The following is a 25,725-nucleotide window of genomic DNA, read 5'->3' as shown; positions in this document are numbered from 1 at the left end:
ATCTCTTCTGAACATCGCCTCCCATGGCTAAGCGCATCATTTACAACGAGAACGCCCGCCGCGCTCTCGAGAAAGGCATCGACATCCTTGCTGAATCTGTTGCCGTCACCCTCGGCCCCAAGGGTCGCAACGTGGTGCTGGAAAAGAAGTTCGGCGCTCCTCAGATCATCAATGACGGCGTCACCATCGCTAAAGAGATCGAGCTCGAGGATCACATCGAGAACACTGGTGTTGCCCTGATCCGTCAGGCCGCCTCCAAAACCAACGATGCCGCTGGTGACGGCACCACCACCGCCACTGTCCTGGCTCACGCCATGGTGAAGGCGGGTCTGCGCAACGTGGCTGCCGGCGCCAATGCCATCACGCTCAAGAAAGGCATTGATAAGGCTTCCGATTTCCTCGTTGCCGAGATCAAGAACAAGGCCAACCCGATCAGCGACAGCAACGCCATCGCTCAGGTGGGCACCATCTCCGCTGGCAACGATGAGGAAGTGGGTCGGATGATCGCCGACGCCATGGACAAGGTCGGTAAGGAAGGCGTGATTTCCCTCGAGGAAGGCAAGTCGATGACCACCGAACTGGAGGTCACCGAAGGCATGCGTTTCGACAAGGGCTACATCTCCCCTTACTTCGCCACCGACACCGAGCGCATGGAAGCGGTGCTGGATGAGCCCTACATCCTGCTCACCGATAAAAAGATCGGTCTGGTGCAGGATCTCGTTCCCGTGCTGGAACAGATTGCCCGCACCGGCAAGCCTCTGCTGATCATCGCTGAGGACATCGAGAAGGAAGCTCTGGCCACCCTGGTGGTGAACCGTCTTCGTGGTGTGCTGAACGTGGCGGCTGTCAAGGCTCCTGGCTTCGGTGACCGCCGTAAAGCCATGCTCGAAGACATGGCTGTACTGACCAACGGACAGCTGATCACTGAGGACGCCGGTCTCAAGCTCGAAAATGCCAAGATCGAAATGCTGGGCACTGCCCGCCGCGTGACGATCAACAAGGACACCACCACGATCGTTGCCGAGGGCAATGAAGTGGCTGTGCAGGCGCGCTGCGAGCAGATCAAGAAGCAGATGGACGAAACCGAGTCCACCTACGACAAGGAGAAGCTGCAGGAGCGTTTGGCCAAGCTTGCTGGCGGTGTCGCTGTGGTGAAGGTGGGTGCAGCCACCGAAACCGAGATGAAGGACAAGAAGCTTCGCCTCGAGGACGCCATCAATGCCACCAAGGCTGCTGTTGAAGAGGGCATCGTTCCTGGCGGCGGCACCACCCTGGCTCATCTGGCCCCCACCCTTGAGCAGTGGGCTTCGTCCACGCTCACCGGAGAGGAACTGATCGGTGCCAACATCGTGGCTGCGGCTCTGACCGCTCCACTGATGCGCATCGCTGAGAACGCCGGTGTCAATGGTGCTGTTGTTGCCGAAAACGTGAAGGCCAAGTCCTTCAACGAGGGCTACAACGCTGCCAATGGTGAGTACGTCGACATGCTCGCTGCTGGCATCGTCGATCCCGCCAAAGTGACCCGTTCCGGTCTGCAAAACGCGGCATCCATTGCTGGCATGGTGCTCACCACCGAGTGCATCGTGGCGGATCTTCCCGAGAAGAAGGAAGCAGCACCTGCTGGCGGCGGCATGGGCGGCGGCGATTTCGACTACTGATCAGCACGCATCAGTTGCGTCGATCGCAATCGACTCTGGTCAATCTCAAGACCCCTGCTTCGGCGGGGGTCTTTTTGTGGATACCTGCAAGCTTTAATGGCAGACAGCTGTTGGCTTGTAATGATTCTGCGTCGTTGGTTGCGCGAATTCACTGAGTTCTTCTTTCAAAAAGGCAATGCCCTCAATCTGGCCATCGCTGTGGTGGTTGGCACGCAGTTCCAACAGATTGTGGATGCCATCAGCAAGGATCTGTTGATGCCTCTCCTCAACCCTCTGGTGCGTGGAGGGGACTGGCAAAACCTCGTGATTCCTTATTACGGAGGAAACTTGGCGATCGGGAAGATTCTCGATGTCATGCTCAACTCCCTGATTGTTGGTTGGGCACTGTTCTTCATCATCAAAGCCATCAACCGATCACAACGCACCCTTGAGAGTGGCGTGAAGACGATCAAACACTCGGTTAAGCCGATGCAGGACAACGACGGGGACTGACTTACTTCAGCCAGCCAGCGCTGAGGATGATCGCGAGGGTGAGAAAGACCGCCAACGTGGTCCAGGTGATGCGGTTCAGTGTTGCCTCAGCGCTACTTGAGCTGGTGAACGTTGAACTGCCACTGGCGGCCAGTCCTCCCATGCCGTCGCCCTTGGGGCTGTGGAGAAGGACAAACAGAATCAGCAGAAGGCCGCTGCCGATCCAGATCCAGGAAAGAACGGTTGTAATCATCAGCTGATCCTATGGCGGGCCGGGTCAAACAGGCTGGGGCAATCTGGCGCTGGACGGGGCTGCCGTGTCAATCGCTTCGATCAAGCTGTGACCAGTCATGGCGGCAGGTTTCTCGAGGCCAAGCAGCTGCAGCAAGGTTGGGGCGATGTCTGCAAGCCCCCCTTCATCGCGCAAGCGCAGGGCATTGCCCATGCCAACCATCTTGCGCTTTTCACCCTCCACAAGAATCACCGGCACTGGATTGGTGGTGTGCGCTGTCCAGGCCTCTCCGTCCTCACCGCGCATGCACTCAGCGTTGCCGTGGTCTGCGGTGATCATCAAGGTGCCGCCCATGCGTCCCACCGCATCGAGCAGGCGACCGATGCAGTGGTCCACCTTCTGGATCGCTTCGGTGGCTGCCTCCATGACTCCCGTGTGGCCCACCATGTCGGGATTGGCGTAATTAATCACCACCAGGGAATAGATCCCCTTTTCGATGGCGGCGATGCAGCTGTCCGTGAGGGTGTCCGCCGCCATGGCTGGGGCTTGGTCATAGGTGGCAACACGGGGAGATGGAACCAGATGTCGGTCTTCTCCCGCGAGGGGCTGCTCTATACCGCCATTCATGAAATAGGTCACGTGGGGGTATTTCTCGGTTTCCGCCGTGCGGTACTGCTTCAGTCCCTCGGCAGCCACCACCTGGCCGAGGAGGTCGTCGAGGGATTCGGGGGGGAAGGCGACCTCCACGGGCAGTCCGCTCTCGTACTGCGTAAAGGTCACGACATCCAGTTTCGGATGGTGCGGACGCGGAAATCCCTCGAAACCATCAAGGGTGAGACTCTGGATGATCTGGCGTGCGCGGTCCGGACGGAAATTGAAAACGAGCAGGGCATCACCGTCTTGGAGGTGGCTGCTGCTCAGCCGGGTGGGCTCTAGAAATTCATCGGTGGTTCCAGCGGCGTAACTGGCTTCGAGAACCGCGGTGGGGGTGCTGCTGCCGCAGGGATACGCAGGGTCTGTGAGCAGGGCGTAGGCGCGTGAGGTTCGTTCCCAGCGCTGGTCGCGGTCCATGGCCCAGTAGCGGCCGCACAGGCTGGCGATCTCACCCACACCGCTGGAGCGGATGGCTTCTTCGATCGTGTGGACGAAGCGCGGTGCACTCTGGGTGGGTGTGTCCCTCCCATCGGTGATCGCGTGAATGGCCACGGTCTGGATGCCTTCCGCTGCGGCCCAGTGCAGAAGTCCACAGAGGTGATCAACGTGGCTGTGCACCCCGCCATCGGAGCAGAGCCCAAGGAGGTGCAGGGTCCGGCCGCTCTCACGTAGACGCGCAGCCAGCCTGCTGAGCGTCGACACCCCGGGGAGCTGATTCCCGCGCACAGTGTCTCCAATACGAACCAATTCCTGGCGAATGATGCGTCCTGCGCCGATGGTCAGATGGCCGACCTCTGAATTCCCCATTTGCCCGTCTGGGAGTCCCACGTGGGAGCCGCTGGCGTGGATCAAGGTGTTCGGATAGGCATGCCTCAAGGCATCCATCACCGGGGTATCAGCGGATCGGATGGCGTTGAAGTCGCTGCCGTCACGATCACCCCATCCATCCAGGATCGCCAGCACCACAGGCGCCACCGACGACCTCTGCTTGGGATGTCCATCCTCGCGATCAACCGGGTTCACGCAGCGTTTCTCCCTTCTTAAGGACTTCTCCAGAATCACAAGCTACCTCCGCATCCCTCCTGAGGCGAATCCGCTGCAGCTGAATGGTCAGCTTTCTCGGACGCTTCGCCGCCCAAAACACATACACTCAGCCTCACAGACATTGAATCCATGGGATCGGGCGCCCAGGATGAACGGGTCGAGATTCTCTCGTCCGATGAACTGAGAAGAACGTTGATGCGCCTCGCTTCTCAAGTGCTTGAGAGGGTTGGCGGGCTTGATGATCTCGTCCTGCTTGGAATCCCGACGCGTGGCGTGCAGCTGGCCTCGGTTCTGGCGCGCTCACTGGAAGAGCAGGCCGGCCGCCCAGTGGCCCGAGGAACCCTTGATCCGACCTTTCACAGGGACGATCTCGAGCGCGTGGCGATGCGACCGGTGAAAGGCACCGACCTGCCGGTGGGAGTTGAGGGGCGTGACGTGGTGCTTGTGGACGATGTGATTTTTACCGGTCGTACGGTGAGGGCCGCCCTTGAAGCCATTCAGGCCTGGGGACGTCCCCGCAGAGTTCTGCTGCTGGTGATGGTGGATCGAGGCCATCGAGAACTGCCCATCCAGCCAGATTTCTGCGGGCGAATGGTTCCAACGCGTCGCAGTGAAACCATCGAACTGCGTCTGCTGGACGTGGATGGTGAAGAGGGGGTGTTTCTGCGCAGAACTCAGGACGAAGCCTGAAGTTCATCACTGCGGAAATGCGCCTTGTAGCGACCGAAGGCCACGATCACCGGAAGGGTCGGGCTGATCGGGCGCCCTTTCCACTCCGTCAGCACAGTCACCACCTCTCCCTCACTGCCCTGGAGATCGAAGGATGTGCCTCGATGTTCCGGATGGTTGTAGACCACCACTGATGAGGCGACGACGACCTTGTCACCAGGCTGCATGAAATCACGAGTCCAATGGGGCGAATTGTCTCATGGCCCCTTCGCTTTGCAGAGGCTTTCAGGCCCCTCTTCCACCAGGACACCACCAAGATCCGAGCACCCTGCAACGAAAGCGCTCCAAGGATCCATGCCTTCGCCAATGCGCTGTTCAACGGCATTGTTCAATTGCTCCGTGTCCACGGTGTGATCAGGGAGATCACCGTGACTGGTGTGGCTTTGCTGGTCGCGAAGGTTCTTGATAGCGGTTTCGATCTGACGTCGAAGCGGCAGGGCATGGCGTTGCCACCAGGGATGGTCTAGTTGGTTCAGCACACTCAAGGCTTCCCACCACTGCTGGCGCTGTACGCGCTCCTGTAGGCGCTCGTGATCGACGCGATTGCGGTTCCAGGTTTCTTTCAAGCTGTCGCTGAGTTGGCTCCCCGTGCGTTGCCCCCTGGTTTCAAGGGGAGACAGCGTGGCCAACGCTGCGTCGAGATCTCCAGCACGGAACTGGTCCAGTGCCTTGTCGCGCACCTCAGAGCGCCAATCCTGCAGCCGCTGGCGATCGCTGATTTGCTCCGCTTCACTGCCGACTGCCGAATTCACGAGCTGAGTTTGCAGTTCCAGCGCTCTGGTCGTGTCTCCGGCTTCCCAGGTGCGCTGGGCCTGGCGGCGTCTGCAGAAAGCCTGCTCCAGAGGAGCTTCTTTCCCTAGCCAACGCAGGGCGGCCAGCTGCTCTCCGTAGCGAAGGCACGCGTCCAGGTCGCCAGCGTCAGCTGCATCCTCAAGGCGTTTGGGCAGCTGCTGCTCCCACAAGTAGGCGGCTCCGCAAAGAGCAACCACACCACCCAGCGTGGCGATCAGCCAGAAGCGGGGAAGAGGGCGTCGAAGCGCCAAGGAAGGAACTTTTGTTAAGGGAAGTCTATTGCTAACTGGTTCTGATGACGCCGTATACGCCCTTGAAGACAGACCGTTTACCGCACGGTCCCGAGGCTGACTCTCTCCAGGCGTGAACCGTTCCGAAGGTCTTCGCCCTCCATGATCAGCTCTGCAAGTTCATCAAGGTGAAAGTGCAGTTTCAGGCAATCCTCTCCCGGCTGACCCGGTGGATTGAGCATGAGCTTGAAGCAGGGCGAAGGACGCTCCTTCACCTCTGCTGCGTTGGGATTACGTTCGATCACTTGCGGAAGTCCATCGATGAGTCTCACCTCATGGCGAGCCTCGAGCTCAGGCTCGCCAAGGACGAACTCAATGGTGGTTTGCTCTACCGCACTGGCACTCAGCACCAGCTCAAAAGGTTGGCTTGATGGCCAGGGCTGTCCGGCTACAAAGAGTGGATGCCAGTGATGTCGGTTGCTGCGGCGGTCCCAGCAGCGCAACGAAATGCCCCGTTGCAGAAGATCGAGAATCCGAACTCCAGGTGTGAGGCTGAGGGCACCGCAGGCGACGGCTTCCATCGGAGGCGGTGTGCGCAGAGGAACTGGACTCATGAAGCTGGTGAGCCACGCGCGCAACTGGGGAAGATGAGCGCCTCCACCCACCATCACAACAGCGTTGAGGTCGCTGCGGCGACAGCCGTGAACCTCGGCAGACCGCAGGGTCTGGTTGAGAAGCTCTTCCAGAAGCTGGAACAGTCCCCGTTCCTCCAACAGCTGAGTGAAGCGTTTGCGGTTCATCCGCAAGGTTGTGGGTGTTGTCATTTCCGGACTACTGGCCAGTTCCGTCAGTTCTTGTTCATCGTTGATTTCGGTGTTTGAAAGCCGGCATTTGAGCCGCTCGGCCGCATCGAGAAGAGCGGTGTATCCATCGCCCTCCGATGGGAGGCCTTGCGGCTGGAGCGCGTCAAGGATCCATCGGTCCAGATCTCTCCCCCCTAGCGCGATCCCTGTTTTTCCAAGAACGCGCGCCTGGCGGAGGGCCTGGCGACTTTTTGTGAGGTTTCGGCTCTGGAAGCGCAGCAGCTGCGCCAGAGGTGCGGCGCGTCCTTCGCCTCCCTCTAGAGCCACAAGGGACAGATCAAGCGTGCCTCCGCCGAGGTCAACAACCAGCAATTTCGATCCAGCCGGTAACCCCGCACCAAGCGCAGCGGCCGTGGGTTCATCCACCAGGGCGATTTCAGGAATCTGCAGCGACTCACAGGCTTCCAGAAGCCACTGGCGGTAGGCCGATCCAGTCTCCACCGGTGCGGTGAGCACGAGGCGCTCAATGGTTAGATCCTGGGGAATTCGCTTCCAGATTTCCTGAAGCAAGCGAGCCCCCGCCTGATCAGGACTGAGCAGTTGACGCCATGGCGAGGGGATGGGAAGGCCGATCCAACGCTTGAAGTCACGGTGAAGCTGGGGGAGATCACGGTCGCCGAGACCGCTTTCCAGCACCTGGCGGCCCACCAGAACGCTGGGAGAGTTTCGATCATCAAGCCAAAGCATCGAGGGCACCTCTCCCTCTTTCCGGCTGATCGGCGCGAGGTCAATCAGCTTGATGCGCGCATCGTTGCAGGCCTGAAAGGCCACCATGGTGGTGGTGCTCCCCAGATCGATCGCCAGGGTCCCGCGTCCGGAAAGATGAAGGTTTTGTTCGCCAGCGAGGGGCTTCGCCATCCCCATGGGCAGTTTGGAAGAAGGATGAGGCTACGGGGATCTGAAATGGATCGGTTACGTCGACTGGTGTTCTCCTTTTATCGGGAGGAGCCTGAGATCGAGGCGGAGCTGGAACCCCTCCGGGACTGCCGGATGTCGCGGAGCTGGGGAACCATCCGCGTGGAGTGTGTTGATGCCGGTCATCTTGAGGAGGTGAGTGCATTGCTCAGCCACTTGCGGCGCCCGCTGGTGGCCATGGGACTGGGGCGTCAGATTGTGTTGCGTGTGCCAGGCCGACCGCAACGTTGCTATCCGATGCACGTTCCTTTCCACAGCGACCTGTTCACCTAGGATTAGAGATTCCTAGGAACTGGGCATGCTCACGGCCGGTGTTGACCATCAGGATCTTGCCAAGCGGGGAGAAAGCCTGATTCGTCAGTCCAGCAATCGCTATCTGACCACGGTTCGCATTGCGTTTCGTGCCAAGCAGCGTCGCTTTGATGACTTCGATGGGTTGCTCGAGGAATCCAGTGTGAAGCCTGTGCAGCGAGCCATTGTGGAGCTCAGTGACGAGCAGGATCAACCCGATCTCCTCCCGGGATGATTCAACAGGAGGGTCCCGGCTGGAGACTGGCCAGGGATCCTCAGCGCCATCCCTACGGCGCACTGATCGGTGGGGAAACCTGGGCCATTGAGCTCACCGAGTCCGAGGCAGGCGCGTTGGCCTCTCTGATCGAGGATCTTGTCGCTCACCACGCTGCGCAGCGTGGGCAGTTGATGGAAGAGGAGCAGATCACTCTCGAGCTTGAACGCTCTCCCTGGTGGGGATGTCTTGAGGGGGACAGTCGAGCCTGGTCCTTGCAGTTGATTCTGAGACCTGTCGATGTCTGCGAGCGGGGGGTGGAGGTGTCTTGGCCAGCTCCAGCGGCAGAAGCAGCGGCCGCAGCCATGAGAACGCTTTGGGACATCTCCATTGATCAGCTGAACTGATCAATGGAGATGCGACGAATTTTCCCGAGGCTTTTCCGCGCTTATTTCGATGTTTTCCACAGCGCTGAGCGCGGTATCGCTCTTGTGGCCATGCTCTGTGGAAAACTTCAGCCAATCGGCGCGAGCGGGTTGACGAAGGTCCTTGTGGCCGGCCTGTCGTTCATCCAGGCAAATCCCCCGCTGTGAATGCTGTCTGCCACTGAAATCTCATCGGGAGAGTTGTTGGGATCGCTCGAACAGCACTGCCTTGACGCGGCGTCGTTCATGTGGAGAACTAGTAGCCATTGGAGGGGATTGCATGCATTTGGTTGACAAGGCTGTTGCGACGGTGGAGCAGCGGGTTCTGGCTTCTGCCGGATTGGATGAATCAGGGACCGTGAGCTTTCAAACGCAGCTCCCCCAGCCGCTTCAGCAGGCCATGGTGGGGTTTGTTGAGCGCTGTCCCAACTGGGATCAGTACCGACTTGTTCAGGCTGCAATCGCCGGTTTTCTGATTCAGAACGGTGTCGAGTCCCGCGAGATCACCCGTCTTTATGTAGGAAGCATGTTTCGGCGTGAATCCCTGTCCCAGGGGGTCTGAGTCCGGCAGCTTGCCATCAAGAGCAAGGCTGAGAGCGGAATGCTCAGCAAAAGCCCTAGGCAGGCGCCCATTAGGCCGATCAGGTTGACGCCCAGCAGAAGTCCCAGCAAGGCAAGCACCTTGATGCGGTTGGCTTGAACAATTTTTCGACTGTGCTCCATCGCTGCCAGGGGGTGATGCCCGTGATGCACCAGCAAGGGAAGGGCCAGGATCTGGCTGAGGGCCCAGGCCGCCAGCGCCAGGAGTCCGATGAGAAGTACCGCTGTGGATAGAACTCCGCTGTAGGACGCGATGAGCCCGCTGAGGATGCGGATCACATTCAAGCCACCGATGAACACCACCCCCTCGAGCAGGACGAGCGCTGTGGTTTGGCGCAACAGCCAGCGAAGAGGTCGCCCCTTGCCGGGACTTGCCTCAGCTTCGGAGCCAGCGCCCGACGGTAGAAGCTGATCGGCCAGACGCAGCAGCGACACCAGCGGGCCAAGTGATGCAGGGATGGTCAGCACCAGCAAGGCATTGCCTGTCATTTCAAAGCCTCTTTGACCGCTCTCCTGCAGGTCCCGAGCCAGCACGCCAAGACCAGTCAGGACGATCAGGGTGAGTGCGGTCAGCCCGACGCATTTCCAGGGAGCTTTCCCGAACCCGATCCAGGCTCTCGGAATGATGGTGGTCAGGGGCAAGCGCTCGGCGCTGGCCGCCTGATCAGGGTCACTGGAGAGGGCCAAGTCGCTTCAGTAGATCGCGGGCGATGGGCTCGTCGACAGGGAGGATCGACAGCCGATTGCCACGCCTCACGACGGCCAGTTCTTCGGGTTGGTAAGACTCGCGCAGAACATCGAGGCTTAAAAGGCTTTGAAATCGGCCTTTGTAGGTGAGTCGAACGCAGTCCCAGCGGGGCGTATCCGGCTTTGATGCTGGATCGTGGTATTTGGAGGAAGGATCAAACTGGGTGGGATCAACAAGACCCGTTTCGATGACCTCCATCAGGCCAACGATTCCTGGGGGTTTGCAGTTGGAGTGATAAAAAAAAGCCTGATCCCCGACGGCCATCGTGCGCATGAAATTTCGGGCCTGGTAATTGCGAATTCCATCCCAAAGGGTGGTGTGCTCCTGTTGGAGGTGGTCAATCCCGTACACATCGGGCTCACTTTTCATCAACCAGTAGGCCACGGTTTTCGAAAGGTTTTCAGCAGCCTAGGGATCTTTTACCGCATTGATTAACTGCCGGAAATGATCGCCTCTTGCCTCAAAGTTCGGGTATTGGTCGAAACTGGCACAAGCCGGTGACAGAAGCACGCTGTTGGCCTGGCAGTCCCTAGCAAGGCTTAGAGCCTGCGGCACGGCTGCGTCCAGGTCGGCGCGATGAATCACAGGACCTGCGAAGCCTGCGGTCTCGATCAGATTGGCAAGCTCTCCGGCTCCTTCTCCAAACAGCACCACACCGCCCACCTGGGATTGGAACAGTTCCAGCCATGGACCTGCATCGCCCTGCTTCGTCTGACCGCCGGCCAGGAGAACTACAGGTGCCGGCACGGACCGCAAACCCACGGCGGCGGCGTCGTAATTCGTGGCCTTGCTGTCATTGAACACGGGAATGCCGCCTACGAATCCCAGAGGTTCGAGCCTGTGCGGTACCCCGGTGAAGCAGCTCAGTGCCGCCTCGATGCTGGAAGCAGATACACCCGCTTCCAGAGCAGCAGCGGTCACCAAGAGCATGTTTTGGCGGTTGTGATCGCCGGGTAAAGGCAAGGAATCAGCAGGGAAAAGAGGTTGCTCTCCCTGGCTCACCCAGCCCTGCGCGTTCACGGTGATCGGGGGGATTCCCGCTTCCGGGCTGTGATCTCCGCAGGACACCCAGCGAAGACCTGACCGTGACCACTGGCCGCAGTGGCGGTGGATGTCGGGGTCATCCGCATTCAACACGGGGATCGCTGCGCGTTCGAGGAGCCCCCGCTTGATGGATCGGTAAGCCTCGATGGTTCCGTGCCTTTCGAGGTGATCAGGTGTGAGGGTTGTCCAGATTCCGATGCGCGGCGACACCTCCAAAGCGGCTTCGATCTGATAGCTGCTCATCTCCATCACGACCCAGTCGGGCTTGGGCCTGGTGCCTTGCAGCACTTCGAGGGCCAGTTCGGCTGCGGAATGGCCCACGTTGCCGGCCATGGGTGCTTCCAGGCCGGCATAGGCCAGCACGTGCTGGAGAAGATGGGTCACCGTGGTTTTGCCGTTGGTTCCGGTGATGCCAATCCAGGGAATGTCTCGGAGGGCATCCCAGGCCACAGACATCTCACCTCGGACCCGGAGGCCATGGGCACGCAGGGCCTTGAGGGTGGGGTGATCCCATGCAATTCCAGGACTGATCACCACCTCCCCGGCACTGTCGAGCCAGGGGGCGAAGCTGTCGAGCTCCAGGGGACATCCCAGTTGGATGGTGATGTTCTGTTGGCGCAGGGCATGGGCTTTGTCTCGCAACGCTGGTTCATCGCCCCGTTCGAGCACGACGACGTCGTACCCCTGAGCCTGCAGCAGCCGAGCCGCACCTGAGCCGGAACGCCCCAGGCCCACGACCACGGACCGTGCCATCAAGAAACTCCTCTCCCACCAAGGGAAATGGGCGATACTGGAATCGAACCAGTGACTCCTACCGTGTCAAGGTAGTGCTCTACCTCTGAGCTAATCGCCCGCATTGTCACCCTTCAGAGAATCTGCGGTGATCGGATGGATCGAATTCCACCGGGTGGGATTGAAGTTAGCAGCTCACCGGCGCATCATTTCGACTCGCCATCGCTCTCGCTTGGTCAGCGTCAGGCTCAGCACCTCCACGCTTCCTCGGTCTTGAAGTTGCAGTTGATCACCCACGTTGACGTCACGACTGGCCTGACGGATCGCTCCCCAATTGAGCCTGAGACGTCCTTCCCTGATCTCGCGCGTCATTTTGGAACGGGAGAGTCCGAAGCCAGCTGAAGCGATGGCATCCAAGCGGCATGATGCCTCCACGCTGCGCAGCAGTCGGGGAGTTCGTTGGGCTGGCCACTGCAGGGCTTCGAGAGGAACCGTTTCCAGCAGGAGCGGCACATCGCGGACCTGTCCGGTCAATCCGTTGAGATGCTCCCCTGCTTCTGGAGTACAGACGGCTTGCGCTCCCCGGTCACCCCGTAGCCAGAGATCACCGATGGCATCCGCGCGCACATCGAGGTGCATCAGTGCCTGGCGCATGTCATCGGGTTCGGCGCGGTCAAAGAGAAAGTTGCCTTCCAGGCGGAGACCACACAGCGGGGCTGATTCCGAGTCCGTCTCCTGGTCGCGGCGGCTCAGCTGAAGTCGGCAGCGCTCGGCGCCTTCCCGTCCTCCATCGCGCACCATCCGCAACTCCGAGAGGGCTTCGAGCTTTGCGGCATCCTCCAGTTCAGGACCACTGAGAAAGGGGCTCCAGCTCGGTTGCCAGGTGCGCAGCACCTCCTCAGCCTGATCGAGCAGCCCAGCCATCACCGGCCGATGGCAGGAGCCAGCGAGGAGCGCATCCCTGGGAAGTGTCATAACTCACTCAGTCGCACGACCTGCTGCGGGCGGACCTTCTGAACGAGCGTCCAGGGAAGCTCCACGCCTGGCCGGGTCTCGAGCAGGAGTAACCAGGCATTCTCTTTGTGACGGTTGCGCAGAATCCGCACTCCGTCTTCATTGTCAGAAGGAACGCTGGCGGCAGCGGCATAGCTGCCCATCAGACCGGATCCAAGACCAAGCAGTCCGCCAATCACTACTTCGCCGATCGTTCCGAAGCGGGCAAAGGTGTCGAGCGTTGTGATCTGAGTAAACGTTGCTCCGGCCAGGAAGCCAAAGGGCATCAGCCAGCGCGACATGGAACGCTGACGCCTGTTTCTAGCCAGGTTCGGATTCAAGAGGTCGACGTCGTCCATACGCTCGGCTGTGAGGCCACCGGACGAGGTGGGTTCACCGTCGGGGGCCACCAGGGCCACCCGCAGCAAATGGGTGCCTGCATCCCGCAATGACGTCACCAGGCTTTCAGCGGTGTCGCGTTGACTCAGCACCAGGACACAGACGGGCATGGACGGACTCGGTGCACCGTTTCATTCTCCATGGTTTGATCCGCAGAGGGCGATCGGATCAATCTCTAGAGTGGATAACGGCTTTCTCCCGCCGCTGGATGACCAAAGTTCTCGTTTCAGACCCCATTGATCAGGCGGGGATCGACATCCTCGGGCAGGTGGCTCAGGTGGATCAGCGAACGGGCCTGTCGGCCGAAGAGCTGAAGGCCGTGATCGGTGAATACGACGCCCTGATGATCCGCTCAGGCACACAGGTGACGGCGGATGTGATCGCTGCTGCTGATCGCTTACGCATTATCGGCCGGGCTGGCGTGGGTGTTGACAACGTGGATGTTCCCGCTGCGACCCAGCGCGGCGTGCTTGTTGTTAACTCTCCCGAAGGCAACACGATCGCGGCGGCTGAGCATGCCCTCGCGCTTCTTCTGTCCCTGTCGCGTCATGTGCCCCAGGCCCATGGATCCATGCGTGCCGGTGCCTGGGACCGCAAGAAATACGTGGGAAATGAGCTCTACAAGAAGGTTCTCGGCGTTGTCGGTCTGGGAAAGATCGGCTCCCATGTGGCTCGGGTCGCCAAGGCGATGGGAATGGAGGTGATCGCCTTCGATCCCTTCATTTCTGCTGATCGCGCCCAGCAGATGCAGGTGCGGCTCACCACGCTCGAGGATCTGTTCCGTCAGGCGGATTACATCACGCTTCATATCCCCCGCACGCCGGATACCGAAAATCTCGTCAATGCCGAGCTGCTCCGCTCGATGAAGTCCACGGCTCGCATCGTGAACTGCGCGAGAGGCGGAATCGTGGATGAAGCGGCTCTGGCCGAAGCGATCGAGAACGGTGTCATCGCTGGAGCAGGGTTGGATGTATTTGCCTCAGAGCCGCTGGCTGAGGATTCTCCGTTGAGGAGCGTGGAACGCGGATTGGTTCTGACCCCTCATCTCGGCGCCTCCACCGAGGAAGCCCAGGAAAATGTGGCGACGGATGTGGCAGAGCAGATTCGTGATGTGCTGCTCGGTCTTCCCGCACGCAGTGCAGTGAATATCCCCGGGCTGAGCGCGGAGATCATGGAGCAGCTCAAGCCCCATCTACAGCTCGCTGAGACGCTTGGACTGCTGGTGAGTCAGCTCAGTGGCGGGCAGGTGCAGGAGCTTGAGGTGAGGCTTCAGGGTGAATTCGCTCTCCATCCGTCCCAGCCTCTGATGGTGGCAGCGCTGAAGGGGCTGCTGACCAGTGCTCTCGGCGACCGCATCAACTATGTGAATGCCTCTCTGGAAGCCAAGGGACGTGGCATTCACGTGCTGGAGGTTAAGGATGACGCCAGCCGCGACTTCGCCGGTGGATCGCTTCAGCTGACCACCCGCGGCGGTCAGGGGGGGCACAGCGTGACCGGCGCTGTGTTCGCCGATGGTGAGCTGCGGGTGACCAACATCGATGAGTTCCCTGTGAACGTGCCCCCCAGCCGTCACATGCTCTTCACTCGCCACCGGGATATGCCCGGGATCATTGGCCACCTTGGCTCACTGCTGGGTGAGCACAACGTGAACATTGCCTCCATGCAGGTTGGGCGGCGGATCGTGCGCGGGGATGCCGTGATGGTCCTGAGCATCGACGATCCGATTCCGCCGGCGTTGCTGGCAACGATTCACGGGATCAACGGGATCCAGGAAGCTCATCCCGTCACCTTGTGATGTGGTGGCGCCTGTCTCTGCCTCTGCAGCCAGAGCTGGAGGAATCCCTGCTCTGGAAGCTCACGGCCATGGGACTCCACCGGGTGGCGGTTCAGCATGCTCCTGAGGCCCCTGATCAACGCACGCTGCTGGCCTGGCTGCCTGCCCATGAGTGGCCGGAAGACCAGCGCCTTCAGCTGATTGCGAGTCTCTCTCCCCTCGCTGAAACATTCGGCCTTCAGCTGGCCACCCCGCGATGGGACGAGCTGGCTGATGAAGATTGGAGCCGCAGCTGGAAGCAGCATTGGCAGCCGGATCCTGTGGGGAAAGGGTTGCTGATCCTTCCCGCCTGGCTCAGCGTTCCCGAGGAGCATGCCCAGCGTCTGGTGCTGAAAATGGATCCCGGCAGTGCCTTCGGGACCGGCAGCCACCCCACGACGCGATTGTGCTTGGAGGCTCTCGAAGCAGCACCTCCCCAGGGGCTGCGGGTGGCTGATCTCGGTTGTGGCAGCGGAGTGCTCGGTTTGGCGGCACTGGGTCTGGGGGCCCGCGAGGTGCTGGCTGTGGACACCGATTCCCTGGCCGTGCGAGCCACCTCCGAGAACGCTGCCCTCAACAACCTGGCCTCCGGTGCGCTGCGCGTCCATCAAGGGTCTCTCGAGACCCTGGAGCCCCTCCTTGCCGGCAAGCCTGCCGATCTTCTGCTCTGCAACATCCTGGCGCCGGTGATCGAAGCCCTGGCACCTGGCTTCCAATCCATCCTCAGCGCCCAGGGGCGTGGACTTCTCAGTGGGCTTCTCGTGGAGCAAGCTCCGCGCCTTACGAATGTGCTGGAGGCACTGGGCTGGTCGGTGCAGCATCTCGACAGCCAGGGACGCTGGGGACTCCTGGAGATTCGCCGACAAGTTTGATAAGTAGAGCTTATGCAAGTATCGGGTTTGATTGGCCTTGGCCCCAATGCTCGGTTGAAGCGTGTGGGTGGAGGCCTGTCCGATGTAGAAGGGTGCGGTCCTGCGAGCCCGATTGATTCGGGTCTCTGCACACTTCATCCATCCATGGCTTCTTACAAGGTCACTCTGGTCAGCGAGAGCGAAGGTCTCAACAAGACCATCGAGGTTCCCGACGATCAGTACATCCTCGATGCCGCTGAAGAGCAGGGCATCGACCTGCCCTACTCCTGCCGCGCCGGCGCATGCTCCACCTGTGCAGGCAAGATCACTGCTGGCACCGTTGACCAGTCCGATCAAAGCTTCCTCGACGACGATCAGATCGAAGCTGGTTTCGTGCTGACCTGCGTGGCTTACCCCACCTCTGACTGCACCATCAAGACCCACGCCGAGGAAGAGCTCTATTGAGCCCCTCCGCAAACATCAGCTCTCTCTGACGGGAGAGCCATCGGCCACCCCCAGGGGTGGCTTTTTGTTGGCAGGGTGGTGTGTGTCTGGCCGATCGAAGGATGTCCTCCGCCACCGCTGCTACTCCCCTGCGACCTGAGGTTGATGGGCTTCTTGCTCACGGCACGGTGCACACCAGTCCTGGCGGCCAGTACAGCTTCAGGGTGATCGGTCCCTGCTGCCGGCTGTTCGATCGCAATGAGCTTCCCTGGCCCTGCTGTCGCCTTGTGTGGCGCAGCAAGGAGCCGAGTTGGCGTCGGGTGGGCCGTCGTTTTGTTCCCGACCTTGCCTCCCGTCGTTGCCCCTCCTACGCGGTCGAGCTGCTCCAGCCAGGCTCCAGGCCTACTGCCACCGTGCTGACGCTTTTTTCCATGCGCTTCACGCCTGAGCTTCAAGAGTGGTGGTACAGCCGTCATCCCCGCTCCTTTGATGCGACCAATCAACAGCCTTGATCAAGCCCGGCCATCGCAAGCCATCACCATTAAAAAAGCCCGCCGGATGGCGGGCTTCCCTGAAGCATTCACCGTGAATGCCTGCTGGGCTAATCAGAAGTAGATCTTGCCGCCGCCCCATTCCTGACCCAGCACTTTCGGTGCCACGAGGATGTAGGCAGACATCAAGCGGAGATCCTCATCGGTGAGGTCACGCATGGCGGGATACAGATCGCGGCTGCGCATGCTGGGGTGCAAGTCGGCAATGCTGTACTCACCGTCATAGGAGGTGGGGTCCTGGAGGTAGTCCACCAGGGCTGCCACATTGTCGCGGGCTGGTGTGGCCAGGGCCAGGGTTTCGGGGTCGAGGCCAACGTTGTGGTTGGTCTTGGTGATGCCGCCGGCATGGCAGGTGCCGCAGCTGGTATTAAACACCTTGCGACCAGCCTTGACCTGCTGCTCCGTAAACGTGACAGGAATGCCTTCCGCGTCGGCGGGAACCGTCAAGGTCTCCGCATCCCAAGAAGCGGCCTGGGCAGGGGTGCCGATCACCAGGACGGCGAAGGCCGACAGCACGATCAGCAGTCGGCTCAGGGAGCGACGCAGGTTGGGGAGAAAAGAGGCCATAAAAATGCCAGAGACTGATGAAGACAGCGCACAACGCTCTTGTATCACGGGGTGGGATCCCCCCGTGGGTGATCTCGCTCAGGCGATCACGAACTGTTGCAGCACAACGGCTGCATTTGCGGGGTTACCTCGATGGAGAGGAAGTCTTTGGCGAGCACCGTGGCTGGAAAGATCGCCTGGGCTTCGGCCAGTAGATCGTCTGCAGTGACCGCATTCCCAGGGGCATAACGGGGGCTGAGGTGGGTCAGCACCAGCTGGCTGACACCCGCTTCCGCTGCCGTTTGTGCCGCCATGGTGCTGGTGGAGTGCTGGCGTTGGAATGCCATCTCCGCCTCGGCATGGGAAAAGGTGGATTCGTGAATCAGGAGATCCGCCCCTCGCGCCAGCTCCACGGCGGCTTCGCAGAACACTGTGTCGGTGCAATACACCACGCTGGCTCCGCGACGCGGAGGGCCGCAGAGGTCGCGGCCGTTAATGCTGCGGCCATCATCGAGGGTGACGGTTTCGCCGCGCTTCAGCGCGGCATAGACAGGCCCCGGCGGGATGTTCAGATCCCGGGCTTTGGCCACGTCGAACCGGCCGGCCCGCGGCTTCTGATCCACCCGGTAGGCATAGGCGGGCACCCGGTGATCCAAGGGGGTGGCTCGCACCTGCAGATCGTCGTCTTCGAAGACAATCCGTCGTGCTTCGGCGGCTCCGCGCACTGGATGCACGGCCAGCGGGTAGCCAATCCGGGTGGAGCTGGTGCGCAGAACGCCGTGTAGGTAGGCATCCAGGGGATCGGGGCCGTAGAGATCCACCCCGGCGCTGCTGCCGCTCAGGCCCAGGCTGGCCAGGAGCCCCGGCAGCCCGAAAACGTGATCGCCGTGCATGTGTGTGATGAACACTCTGCGCAGCTGAGAGAGGCGCAGATCGCTGCGCAGAAACTGATGCTGGGTGCCTTCCCCACAGTCAAACAACCACAGCTCTGACCGTTGCGGCAGTCGAAGCGCCACGGCAGACACATTGCGGGCGCGGGTCGGAACTCCGGAACTGGTGCCGAGAAAGGTGACCTGCACGGCGGGGTGGGCTCAATGGCCAATCTGCCACGGAGGCCTGGCTCTCTCGCGATGGGAGGGGCACACTGGGCGCCCATCTGTTTCTGGAGTGCCGACGCTCGTCTCCATCCTTCGGCCAGGGATAAGGGCGGCATCGCTGGCTCCCCTTGCCATGGTCGCCCTCGTGAGCGAGCCGCGGGTCGCTGTGACCGCTCAGGAGCCGATGATGCGGGTTCTCGTGGCCGAAGGGCAGGCGCTGCAGTTGAGGGCCGACGACGCGCTGCCGCTTCGGGTGCGCGGGTTCGGTGGACAGGAACGCTCTTTGCGGCGGCTGTCGGTCAGCCTCCATGGCGGCTCACTGCTGCTCGATGGCCTGGGCCAGGCGCCATCGGTCCGCGTGTCCACGGATGATCCGCGGGGGCTCTGGCTTGGCAAGCGGCGCTACCGCGGGGATGTAGTGCTTCTGCCCCGGGGCGGTCGCGTGATGGCCATCAACCGGCTGGGGATCGAGACCTATCTACCCAGTGTGGTGGGCAGCGAGATGCCGGCTAGCTGGCCTCTCGCCGCACTGCAGGCCCAGGCGGTCGCCGCTCGCACCTACGCCCTACGGCAGCGGGGCAAGAAGGGCGATTTCGATGTGAAAGCCACCGTTGCCAGCCAGGTGTACAAGGGCATCGAATCGGAGACGCCACGCACCCGGGAGGCCGTTGATACCACCCGATCCTTGGTCTTGGTGCATGGGGGGCGCCTGATCAATGCGGTGTTCCACAGCAGCTCGGGGGGAGCCACGGAGCCCAGCGGCGAGGTGTGGCGTCAACAACTTCCCTACCTGGTCAGCGTCCGTGATCACGATGACCACAGCCCTGTTCATCGTTGGAACAAGCGCTTCGACGTCAGCGATCTTCAACGGCTCTTCAAGGAGATCGGTGGTGTGGAGGGGGTGCGTGTCCTGAGCACAAGTTCCACAGGCCGGGTGCGCTCGGCTCGCATCCAGGGGCCGAGGGGTGCATTGGTGCTGTCAGGGCGCGAGCTGCGTCAGCGCCTTGGGCTCAAAAGCACGATGGTGCGCTTCGACATGCTGCGTGATGGCGACATGGAAACCTCTCCAGGGATCCCGTTGGATTCCGAGCCGTCCCGCGAGCCGCCGGCACTGATCGGCCTTTGGAGCGATTCGGCCAGCGGCTCCAGTGAAGCTGCGGATCCGGGGTTTGCACCACCGATACCACCACCACCACCACCTGTGCCGTCGCCTGGTATCAGCCTCGACCGACCGAGCAGCCTTGTTCACTCGAGCAGCCGTGTTCGTTCGAGCAGCCGTGTGCTCGAAGCGCGGGGACAGGGGTATGGGCACGGCGTTGGCATGAGCCAGTGGGGAGCCCACGGTCTGGCTGAGCAAGGGGCTGATTTCCGCCAGATCCTTCTTCACTACTACCGAGGGGTGCAGATTCGTCCCTACCGGCCTGGCGATGATCCATCGCTGGCATTCAGCCCTGGATCGGAGCCAGCCTGGTGGGGTTGATCCCCGCCCCATCTGTGCCGCAGCTTCCCTCATCCATTTTGGTTCAGCGCCGCCAGGATCCCGCTGCGCTGATGGCGGCGGTGGTAGATGCTCTGGACGCTTTCCTGCAAACGCGTGTTCAGCAGCAACAGTTCCGCCCTCTGGGACTGGCCACCGGCCGCACCATGGAGCCCCTGTATGCGGCGCTGTGTGAGCGGCTCAGGGCCTGGCCTGCATCGCATCTGCAGTGGCTGCGGGACCATTGGTGCAGTTTTAATCTCGATGAATACGTCGGTCTGCCGGCCGATGATCCGCGTCGTTTCGCGGCCTATATGCAGACCCACCTCGCGGGGCCCCTTGATCTGCCGTCCGACCAGGTCATGATTCCTGACGGTATGGCCTGCGATCCAAGCTTGGAGGCCCGTCGCTACAGCACGGCTCTGCGTCAGGCGGGGGGGATCGGGCTTCAGCTTCTCGGCCTTGGCAGCAACGGCCATGTGGGCTTCAACGAGCCGCCCTCAGGGTTCGACAGCCCGTGCCGCGTTGTGACCTTGCAGGCAGCGACCAGGATTCAGAACGCTGACGCCTTCGGCGGTGACTCCGAGGCCGTGCCCAAGCAGGCGATCACGCTCGGGCTGCAGGAGATTCTCAGTGCCGAGGTGATTCATCTGATCGTGACGGGCAGCGCCAAGGCGGAGATTCTGCGCCGGGCCCTGTTGGAGCCCCCCACCGGTCTGGTGCCCGCCAGCTGGCTTCAACGGCATCCGCGGGTGCACCTGTGGGTGGATGATGCGGCCCACGCCCGTCTATCGGCATCTTGACCCGCTGGCAGTTTTCGATCGATCGCGGCGGCACCTTCACCGATGTGGTGGCCCGCAGGCCTGACGGAGGGCTGATCGTTCGCAAGGTGCTGTCGGTCCAGCCCGATCGGGAGGGTGATCCGGCGGTGGAGGCGATCCACGCACTCCTCGAGATGGAAGGCCCACCCTCCCCATCAGCAATCGAGGAGCTGCGACTGGGCACAACCGTGGCCACCAATGCCCTGCTCGAGAGCCAGGGCGAGCCCGTTCTGCTGCTCACGAACAAGGGTCTGGCCGACCTGCTGCGCATTGGTGATCAGCACAGACGGGATCTGTTCGCTCTGGAGATCCCCCGTCCCCCCTCGCTGATCGCGGCGGTTGAGGAGGTGTCCGGGCGCCTCGATGCGAAGGGGGATGCGGTGGAGCCTCTGGTGATTGATGCCGTGCTCACCAGCCGGTTGCGAGACCATCGCCGGGAGGGTCTGCGCAGCTGTGCCATCGCGCTGATGCATGCGTGGCGGGAGCCTGCCCATGAACTGGTTCTGGCGGAGGCGGTGCTTGCCGCCGGTTTTGAAACGGTGGTCTGCTCCCATCAGGTGAGCCCTCTTCCCCGACTGGTTCCCAGGGGGCAGACCACCCTGGTGGAGGCTGCCGTCCGGCCGGTGCTGGAGACCTATCTCCACCAGGTGCAGGCCGCTCTGAAGGGACACCCCCGGCTGCGGGTGATGACCTCCAGCGGAAGCCTGCAGGCACCTGCGTCATTGCTGGCCAAAGACACGATCCTCTCCGGCCCGGCGGGCGGCATGGTCGGTGCCGTGGCCGCGGCTCAACAGGCCGGTGTGGGGCATCTCCCGATGGTGGGCGTGGATATGGGAGGCACGAGCACCGATGTGTTCTGCCTGCCCGCTGGGGCGGCCGATCGCGACTGGGACCGCAGCCCTGAAACGGAGATCGCGGGGTTGCAGCTGTCGGCATCCCGATTGCCGATTCACACGGTGGCTGCCGGTGGAGGCTCGATCATTGATCACGATGGCGGCCGGGTGCTGGTGGGACCCCGCTCGGCTGGAGCGGATCCTGGCCCCGCCTGTTACGGCAGGGGTGGCCCCCTCACCATCACCGATGCCCATCTGCTGCTGGGCCGGTTGCAGGCCCAGGCTTTCCCAGCCGTGTTCGGGCCGAATCGGGATGCGCATCCCTGCCTCTCCACCACCCGGCAGCAGTTCGCGGTGCTGGCTGACTCGCTGCGGCGATCACCGGAAGCACTGGCGGAAGGGGCCCTCGACCTCGCGGTTGAAGCCATGGCGGCGGCCATCCGTCAGGTGTCTCTGCATCGCGGTCATGACATCCGAGGGGGCGTCCTGGTGGCCTACGGCGGTGCGGCTGGCCAGCTGGCCTGCCGCATGGCATCAGCCCTCGGGCTGCGCCAGGTGCTGTTGCACCCCCTGGCGGGGGTGCTGTCGGCCTATGGGATCGGGCAGGCACGGCAGCGTCAGCTGCGTCAGGCTGCGGTCCGCGAGCCTCTGGATCATTCCTGTTTGACCCGGTTGCCGTCACGGGTGGCAGCGGAGCTGGCCCTGGCCCACGCCGCCCTCGAGCAGGTGGGCGGCCGTTCCCTGACGCTGGGAGAGCAGCGGGTCCGTCTGGAACTCCGGGACGTGGCGGCGGAACAGGGACTGCTCATCACCCTGGCGCCTCCCCCGCAACAACCGTCCCTGGAGGCGCTGCAGGCAGCGTTTGCCCAGGCGCATCAGCAGCGTTTCGGGTATGCGCCATCCCCTCGCACCCGGTTGGTGCTCGAGCGGATCGAGGTGGAAGTGCTGGCGGCGGTGGACCCCCAGGCGCAGAGCGGGGACGGGCGCCCCGGACCTGCTGCTCAGAGCTTCGCTGCCCCCGAGGCGGCCATGGTGCACTGGCCGCAGCGTGGCTGGTGTGCCGTTCCGGTGGTGCAACGGGAGCAGGTTCCCTTGGAGCAGCGCCTGGAGGGCCCGGCCCTGATTCTGGATCCAACGGCTGGAACCGTGCTGGAGCCCGGTTGGTCAGCCCGGAGGCTGCAGAACAGCTGTCTGTTGCTGGAGATGGAGCAGACCCTGCCGGGGTCTGCGGCCCTGGCTGCAGCGGAGAGCCCCGATCCCGTGGATCTGAGCCTGTTCCATCACCGTTTCATGCAGATCGCGGAACGGATGGGAGAGCGGCTGCGGCAGACCAGCCGCTCGGTGAACATTCGCGAACGGCTTGATTTTTCCTGTGCCCTGTTCGACGGGGAGGGGGCTCTGGTGGCCAATGCTCCGCATATTCCCGTTCATCTGGGTTCCATGGGGGATGCGGTGGCGGATCTGCTGCAGCAGGTGCGCCGGGGCGAACGCCCCGCTCTGCAGGCCGGCGACACGATCATCAGCAATGACCCCTTCCACGGCGGAACCCACTTGCCCGATGTCACGGCCATCACTCCGGTGTTCAGCGAATGCAACGACGTGCCGTTCGCTTTTGTGGCCTGCCGCGGGCACCATGCGGATGTGGGGGGACTCACCCCGGGATCGATGCCGCCCTTCAGCAGGCAGATCGGCGAGGAAGGGCTGCTGGTGCGCAACTGGTGGCTGGTGCGGCAGGGCGTTCTGGATCAGGACGGCTGGGCTGTGCTGTTGCGCCGCCAGCCGATCCCCCCGAGGACTCCCGATCTGCTCTGGGCGGACCTCCAGGCTCAGGTGGCCGCGAATCACCTCGGGATGCAGCTGCTCGACACGCTGCTCGAGGCGGAAGGTCAGGCTCGCGTGGGGCGTTATCTCCAGCATGTGCAGGACCACGCTGCCAGCAGCGTTCGCCGTTTGATCGATCGGCTGGAGGACCGGCAATGCGAGGTGCAGCTGGACAACGGTGCCTGGCTGCGACTGGCGCTGCGGGTGCAACGGCAACGTCGCCAGGCGGTGCTGGATTTCAGCGGCAGTTCTCAGCAGGGAGATCACAATTTCCATGCCCCGCTGGCTGTGACCAAGGCCGCCGTGCTCTACGTGCTCCGTTGCCTGCTGGAGGAGCCGATTCCTCTTAATGCCGGGTGTTTTCAGCCCCTGACGTTGGTGGTGCCGGAGGGGTGTCTGCTCAATCCAAGGCCCCCTGCGGCGGTGGTGGCAGGAAATGTGGAAACCTCCCAGGCGCTCTGCAACCTGCTGTTCGCGTCCGTGGGCGCCATGGCGGCAGCGCAGGGCACCATGAACAACGTCACCTTCGGCGACGCCGGACGGCAGTACTACGAAACGATCGCCGGGGGCGGCGGTGCTGGCCCTGGCTTCCCCGGATCCTGTGGGGTGCAGACCCACATGACCAACTCCAGGCTCACGGATCCTGAAATCCTCGAGCAACGGTTCCCCGTGAGGCTGGAGCGGTTTGGATTCCGTCCGGGCAGTGGTGGTGCCGGCCGTTGGCCAGGAGGGGATGGCCTGGTGCGGGAGTTCAGATTCCTGGAACCGATGACCACGGCCTTGCTGTCGGGCTCAAGGTTGGTGGCACCGTTCGGACTCGAGGGGGGGGAGGATGGTGCCTGCGGGGCTGCGATTCTCACGCGTGCGGATGGGGCACGGGAACAACTGCAGGGATGCGCCCGATGTGAGGTGAAGCCAGGGGATCGTCTGTTGATCGCAACCCCTGGAGGCGGCGGCTGGGGAATGCCAACAGAGGCGTCCTTATGAAGCTAAAGGGCTTTTCGCATGTTACGAGACCTAATGGCAGGTGTTTCGTTTTTAGATGCGATGCCATTGCTCTCTTGGGCGGATCTGGTCTATCTCGCAAAAGTGTTTTTTAAGGCTCTTCAAAAAAAATCAATAATTTCTATATGCTGGGACAAATTGGAGGGAGTGATTTGTTTGAAAATTTTTCTGAGCCTTTTTTGGCTCAACAGGCGGCAGAAGGCTGGCAAGCGCTTGATTGGTCATTAGACACCTTTATTGAGAAAAGCAACCAGGAAAAAACTACATTTTATAAATTTGATAAAAATTGTATGCAAAAACCGATTTTATCGCAGGAAACAATTCCAAAAGCACTTGAAAAAATAAAACTAGCCGGAAGTCAAAGGAGGCAAAAATACAGTTATTATTTGAAGCAAGTTAAAATCTCTCAATTCTCTTGCTTGCTTTCAGAATTAAAACTCCTGCCAGGATTCAAGGAAAAGATAGCAGATATAAACCTTTGGATTGGAAATGAATCAGCAGCCACGCCGTGGCATTATGACTTAGTTGACAATGTTATCATTCAATTAGACGGTGAGAAGGAAATATTTTTAGCGCCGCCAAGCTTGACAAAAATATTTAAGCCGCAAATCTATCTAAGAGGAGAAAAAGAAGAAAGCACAGACTTTAACTTTTCAAAGCAAGAAAGTATGGAGTTTATTCAAAAAGAAACAGATTGTTGCGACGAAGCAATAATGGTTAAGCTTGAAAAGTCTGATATGCTATTTATACCACCGTATTGGTGGCATTCGGCTCAATGCTCAAGCCCAATTAGTGTATCAGTGAATTACTTTTATAATTCACAATATAATCAAAAGCCTTTCATGTTAGGCGAAGAAGTTCAAGCGCTAGATGTGCTTTATAAGATAAGCAAAAACTCTTGCATTAGCAGAAAAGCTGCTTTAAGAGAACTTATCAATGCGATAGAGATGTAAAGTAAATCATCTGAGAGTTCGTAATTTTTAACCCTTCTAGTCTTTTTATTTTCAAGCGGTTCGAGATCGACTCCCCTTTCTTCAGACTCTCGATTGGAATCTGCAGGCGCGTTTGCAGGTAGGCGAGCAAATGTCGGCATTGAATCGTGAGGGCGATAGCGCTCAGGCATAGAACATCTAACTGCGCTGCCGCAAGGAATGGGCTGCCATCCACGTTGAAGTCGAGCATCAAGGCCTACAGATGACGACTTATTCATTCAGGCATCGCTACGCCAAGGGGATGCATTCAGCGAATGTCCCTGTTGCCAATTTCAACGAAGCCATGGGACACACAATTAAGGTGCATCTTGTGGGAGCTATGCCAGGATCAAACTCAACACAACGGCAGACATTATTGCGGCGGCGAATCTTTGATAGCTATTCCAACGATTAGTAATGAGCTGTTATGTATCGATAGCCCTTTCACCTAAAGTAGGGGA

The 25,725-nt window shown here is 60.9% G+C and carries 28 protein-coding genes and 1 tRNA gene; 15 read left to right on the top strand and 14 right to left on the bottom strand.

Annotation, left to right across the window (positions count from 1 at the left end; translation table 11 throughout):
- Nucleotides 1–23 precede the first annotated feature (23 nt).
- Entirely contained in the window at nucleotides 24–1,658 is a 1,635-nt protein-coding gene (gene groL / locus SynMEDNS5_RS10275) for a chaperonin GroEL (protein ID WP_186583296.1), read from the top strand.
- 138 nt (nucleotides 1,659–1,796) lie between these two features.
- Nucleotides 1,797–2,150, top strand: coding sequence for an MscL family protein (locus SynMEDNS5_RS10270; RefSeq protein WP_186583295.1), 354 nt, complete (start codon nucleotides 1,797–1,799; stop codon nucleotides 2,148–2,150).
- A 1-nt stretch (nucleotide 2,151) separates the two neighbouring features.
- On the opposite strand, the gene secG is transcribed toward SynMEDNS5_RS10270, so the two are convergent.
- A complete protein-coding gene (gene secG, locus SynMEDNS5_RS10265; protein ID WP_186471875.1) occupies nucleotides 2,152–2,382 on the bottom strand; it encodes a preprotein translocase subunit SecG in 231 nt (76 codons plus the stop codon).
- 24 nt (nucleotides 2,383–2,406) lie between these two features.
- Nucleotides 2,407–4,038, bottom strand: a complete 1,632-nt coding sequence (gene gpmI, locus SynMEDNS5_RS10260; protein WP_186583294.1) for a 2,3-bisphosphoglycerate-independent phosphoglycerate mutase — start codon at nucleotides 4,036–4,038, stop codon at nucleotides 2,407–2,409.
- A gap of 150 nt (nucleotides 4,039–4,188) precedes the next feature.
- On the opposite strand from gpmI, the gene pyrR reads away from it, so the two are divergent.
- Nucleotides 4,189–4,749, top strand: a complete 561-nt coding sequence (gene pyrR, locus SynMEDNS5_RS10255; protein WP_186583293.1) for a bifunctional pyr operon transcriptional regulator/uracil phosphoribosyltransferase PyrR — start codon at nucleotides 4,189–4,191, stop codon at nucleotides 4,747–4,749.
- Here pyrR and SynMEDNS5_RS10250 read toward each other — a convergent pair.
- From SynMEDNS5_RS10250 to SynMEDNS5_RS10240, 3 genes are all read right to left on the bottom strand, one after another.
- Nucleotides 4,734–4,955, bottom strand: a complete 222-nt coding sequence (locus tag SynMEDNS5_RS10250; protein ID WP_186583292.1) for a ferredoxin-thioredoxin reductase variable chain — start codon at nucleotides 4,953–4,955, stop codon at nucleotides 4,734–4,736. The two genes, pyrR and SynMEDNS5_RS10250, sit on opposite strands and share 16 nt — an antisense overlap.
- Nucleotides 4,956–4,985: 30 nt before the next feature.
- Nucleotides 4,986–5,831: a hypothetical protein gene (locus tag SynMEDNS5_RS10245; RefSeq protein ID WP_186583291.1), complete on the bottom strand. Its 846-nt coding sequence runs from the start codon at nucleotides 5,829–5,831 to the stop codon at nucleotides 4,986–4,988.
- 77 nt (nucleotides 5,832–5,908) lie between these two features.
- A complete protein-coding gene (locus SynMEDNS5_RS10240) occupies nucleotides 5,909–7,537 on the bottom strand; it encodes an Hsp70 family protein (RefSeq protein ID WP_186583290.1) in 1,629 nt (542 codons plus the stop codon).
- Between the two features lie 39 nt (nucleotides 7,538–7,576).
- On the opposite strand from SynMEDNS5_RS10240, the gene SynMEDNS5_RS10235 reads away from it, so the two are divergent.
- The 4 genes from SynMEDNS5_RS10235 to SynMEDNS5_RS10220 all read left to right on the top strand — a co-directional run bounded on the left by SynMEDNS5_RS10235 (nucleotide 7,577) and on the right by SynMEDNS5_RS10220 (nucleotide 9,080).
- Nucleotides 7,577–7,861, top strand: coding sequence for a hypothetical protein (locus SynMEDNS5_RS10235; RefSeq protein WP_186583289.1), 285 nt, complete (start codon nucleotides 7,577–7,579; stop codon nucleotides 7,859–7,861).
- Nucleotides 7,862–7,886: 25 nt separating this feature from the next.
- Nucleotides 7,887–8,114 carry a DNA-directed RNA polymerase subunit omega gene (locus SynMEDNS5_RS10230; protein ID WP_006043334.1) on the top strand — a complete coding sequence of 76 codons (228 nt, stop codon included), beginning with the start codon at nucleotides 7,887–7,889 and terminating at the stop codon, nucleotides 8,112–8,114.
- Nucleotides 8,111–8,500, top strand: a complete 390-nt coding sequence (locus SynMEDNS5_RS10225) for a DUF1818 family protein (RefSeq protein WP_186583288.1) — start codon at nucleotides 8,111–8,113, stop codon at nucleotides 8,498–8,500. Before SynMEDNS5_RS10230 ends, SynMEDNS5_RS10225 begins: the two co-directional genes overlap by 4 nt.
- 298 nt (nucleotides 8,501–8,798) lie before the next feature.
- Complete coding sequence (locus tag SynMEDNS5_RS10220) at nucleotides 8,799–9,080, top strand: DUF2811 domain-containing protein (RefSeq protein WP_255440131.1); 282 nt, start codon at nucleotides 8,799–8,801, stop codon at nucleotides 9,078–9,080.
- On the opposite strand, the gene SynMEDNS5_RS10215 is transcribed toward SynMEDNS5_RS10220, so the two are convergent.
- From SynMEDNS5_RS10215 to SynMEDNS5_RS10190, 6 genes are all read right to left on the bottom strand, one after another.
- On the bottom strand, nucleotides 9,032–9,805 hold the full coding sequence (locus SynMEDNS5_RS10215; RefSeq protein ID WP_186583287.1) for a hypothetical protein: 774 nt from the start codon (nucleotides 9,803–9,805) through the stop codon (nucleotides 9,032–9,034). The genes SynMEDNS5_RS10220 and SynMEDNS5_RS10215 overlap by 49 nt on opposite strands.
- Nucleotides 9,789–10,250 (bottom strand): EVE domain-containing protein, encoded by a 462-nt coding sequence (locus SynMEDNS5_RS10210; protein WP_304623107.1) that lies wholly within the window; start codon nucleotides 10,248–10,250, stop codon nucleotides 9,789–9,791. The genes SynMEDNS5_RS10215 and SynMEDNS5_RS10210 overlap by 17 nt, the downstream gene beginning before the upstream one ends.
- Nucleotides 10,251–10,274: 24 nt before the next feature.
- Entirely contained in the window at nucleotides 10,275–11,663 is a 1,389-nt protein-coding gene (gene murD, locus SynMEDNS5_RS10205; protein ID WP_186583286.1) for a UDP-N-acetylmuramoyl-L-alanine--D-glutamate ligase, read from the bottom strand.
- A gap of 28 nt (nucleotides 11,664–11,691) precedes the next feature.
- Nucleotides 11,692–11,763: transfer RNA gene (locus SynMEDNS5_RS10200), tRNA-Val, on the bottom strand.
- Between the two features lie 74 nt (nucleotides 11,764–11,837).
- Complete coding sequence (locus tag SynMEDNS5_RS10195; protein ID WP_186583285.1) at nucleotides 11,838–12,617, bottom strand: photosystem II S4 domain protein; 780 nt, start codon at nucleotides 12,615–12,617, stop codon at nucleotides 11,838–11,840.
- Nucleotides 12,614–13,144 (bottom strand): hypothetical protein, encoded by a 531-nt coding sequence (locus SynMEDNS5_RS10190; protein ID WP_186583284.1) that lies wholly within the window; start codon nucleotides 13,142–13,144, stop codon nucleotides 12,614–12,616. The genes SynMEDNS5_RS10195 and SynMEDNS5_RS10190 overlap by 4 nt, the downstream gene beginning before the upstream one ends.
- A gap of 98 nt (nucleotides 13,145–13,242) precedes the next feature.
- Between SynMEDNS5_RS10190 and serA the strand changes: the two genes are divergently transcribed.
- The 4 genes from serA (at nucleotide 13,243) to SynMEDNS5_RS10170 (ending at nucleotide 16,654) form a co-directional block, all read left to right on the top strand.
- Nucleotides 13,243–14,829, top strand: coding sequence for a phosphoglycerate dehydrogenase (gene serA, locus SynMEDNS5_RS10185; protein WP_186583283.1), 1,587 nt, complete (start codon nucleotides 13,243–13,245; stop codon nucleotides 14,827–14,829).
- Nucleotides 14,829–15,719: a 50S ribosomal protein L11 methyltransferase gene (gene prmA, locus SynMEDNS5_RS10180; protein WP_186583282.1), complete on the top strand. Its 891-nt coding sequence runs from the start codon at nucleotides 14,829–14,831 to the stop codon at nucleotides 15,717–15,719. The genes serA and prmA overlap by 1 nt, the downstream gene beginning before the upstream one ends.
- A gap of 144 nt (nucleotides 15,720–15,863) precedes the next feature.
- On the top strand, nucleotides 15,864–16,163 hold the full coding sequence (locus tag SynMEDNS5_RS10175; RefSeq protein WP_006043345.1) for a ferredoxin: 300 nt from the start codon (nucleotides 15,864–15,866) through the stop codon (nucleotides 16,161–16,163).
- Between the two features lie 101 nt (nucleotides 16,164–16,264).
- Nucleotides 16,265–16,654, top strand: coding sequence for a hypothetical protein (locus tag SynMEDNS5_RS10170; RefSeq protein ID WP_186583281.1), 390 nt, complete (start codon nucleotides 16,265–16,267; stop codon nucleotides 16,652–16,654).
- 93 nt (nucleotides 16,655–16,747) lie between these two features.
- Here SynMEDNS5_RS10170 and psbV read toward each other — a convergent pair whose 3' ends face one another.
- Together psbV and rnz are read right to left on the bottom strand one after the other, a co-directional pair.
- Nucleotides 16,748–17,260 carry a photosystem II cytochrome c-550 gene (psbV, locus tag SynMEDNS5_RS10165; RefSeq protein ID WP_186583280.1) on the bottom strand — a complete coding sequence of 171 codons (513 nt, stop codon included), beginning with the start codon at nucleotides 17,258–17,260 and terminating at the stop codon, nucleotides 16,748–16,750.
- 86 nt (nucleotides 17,261–17,346) lie between these two features.
- The gene (gene rnz / locus SynMEDNS5_RS10160; RefSeq protein WP_186583279.1) at nucleotides 17,347–18,318 is read right to left on the bottom strand and encodes a ribonuclease Z; all 972 of its coding nucleotides are present in this window, start codon (nucleotides 18,316–18,318) and stop codon (nucleotides 17,347–17,349) included.
- 88 nt (nucleotides 18,319–18,406) lie between these two features.
- Here rnz and SynMEDNS5_RS10155 point away from each other — a divergent pair, with 88 nt between their 5' ends.
- From SynMEDNS5_RS10155 to SynMEDNS5_RS10140, 4 genes are all read left to right on the top strand, one after another.
- Nucleotides 18,407–19,816 carry a SpoIID/LytB domain-containing protein gene (locus SynMEDNS5_RS10155; RefSeq protein ID WP_186583278.1) on the top strand — a complete coding sequence of 470 codons (1,410 nt, stop codon included), beginning with the start codon at nucleotides 18,407–18,409 and terminating at the stop codon, nucleotides 19,814–19,816.
- On the top strand, nucleotides 19,807–20,616 hold the full coding sequence (locus SynMEDNS5_RS10150) for a glucosamine-6-phosphate deaminase (RefSeq protein WP_186583277.1): 810 nt from the start codon (nucleotides 19,807–19,809) through the stop codon (nucleotides 20,614–20,616). Before SynMEDNS5_RS10155 ends, SynMEDNS5_RS10150 begins: the two co-directional genes overlap by 10 nt.
- Entirely contained in the window at nucleotides 20,613–24,275 is a 3,663-nt protein-coding gene (locus tag SynMEDNS5_RS10145; RefSeq protein WP_186583276.1) for a hydantoinase B/oxoprolinase family protein, read from the top strand. Before SynMEDNS5_RS10150 ends, SynMEDNS5_RS10145 begins: the two co-directional genes overlap by 4 nt.
- Before the next feature lie 143 nt (nucleotides 24,276–24,418).
- The gene (locus tag SynMEDNS5_RS10140; RefSeq protein WP_186583275.1) at nucleotides 24,419–25,246 is read left to right on the top strand and encodes a cupin-like domain-containing protein; all 828 of its coding nucleotides are present in this window, start codon (nucleotides 24,419–24,421) and stop codon (nucleotides 25,244–25,246) included.
- Here SynMEDNS5_RS10140 and SynMEDNS5_RS10135 read toward each other — a convergent pair.
- Nucleotides 25,227–25,475, bottom strand: coding sequence for a hypothetical protein (locus SynMEDNS5_RS10135; RefSeq protein ID WP_186583274.1), 249 nt, complete (start codon nucleotides 25,473–25,475; stop codon nucleotides 25,227–25,229). The genes SynMEDNS5_RS10140 and SynMEDNS5_RS10135 overlap by 20 nt on opposite strands.
- Between the last annotated feature and the right edge of the window lie 250 nt (nucleotides 25,476–25,725).

Origin of the sequence: Synechococcus sp. MEDNS5 (assembly GCF_014279875.1) — a bacterium.
Lineage (GTDB): Bacteria > Cyanobacteriota > Cyanobacteriia > PCC-6307 > Cyanobiaceae > Synechococcus_C.
Note: the sequence above shows the minus strand (reverse complement) of the source record. Positions and strands in the feature narration are given on the sequence as shown.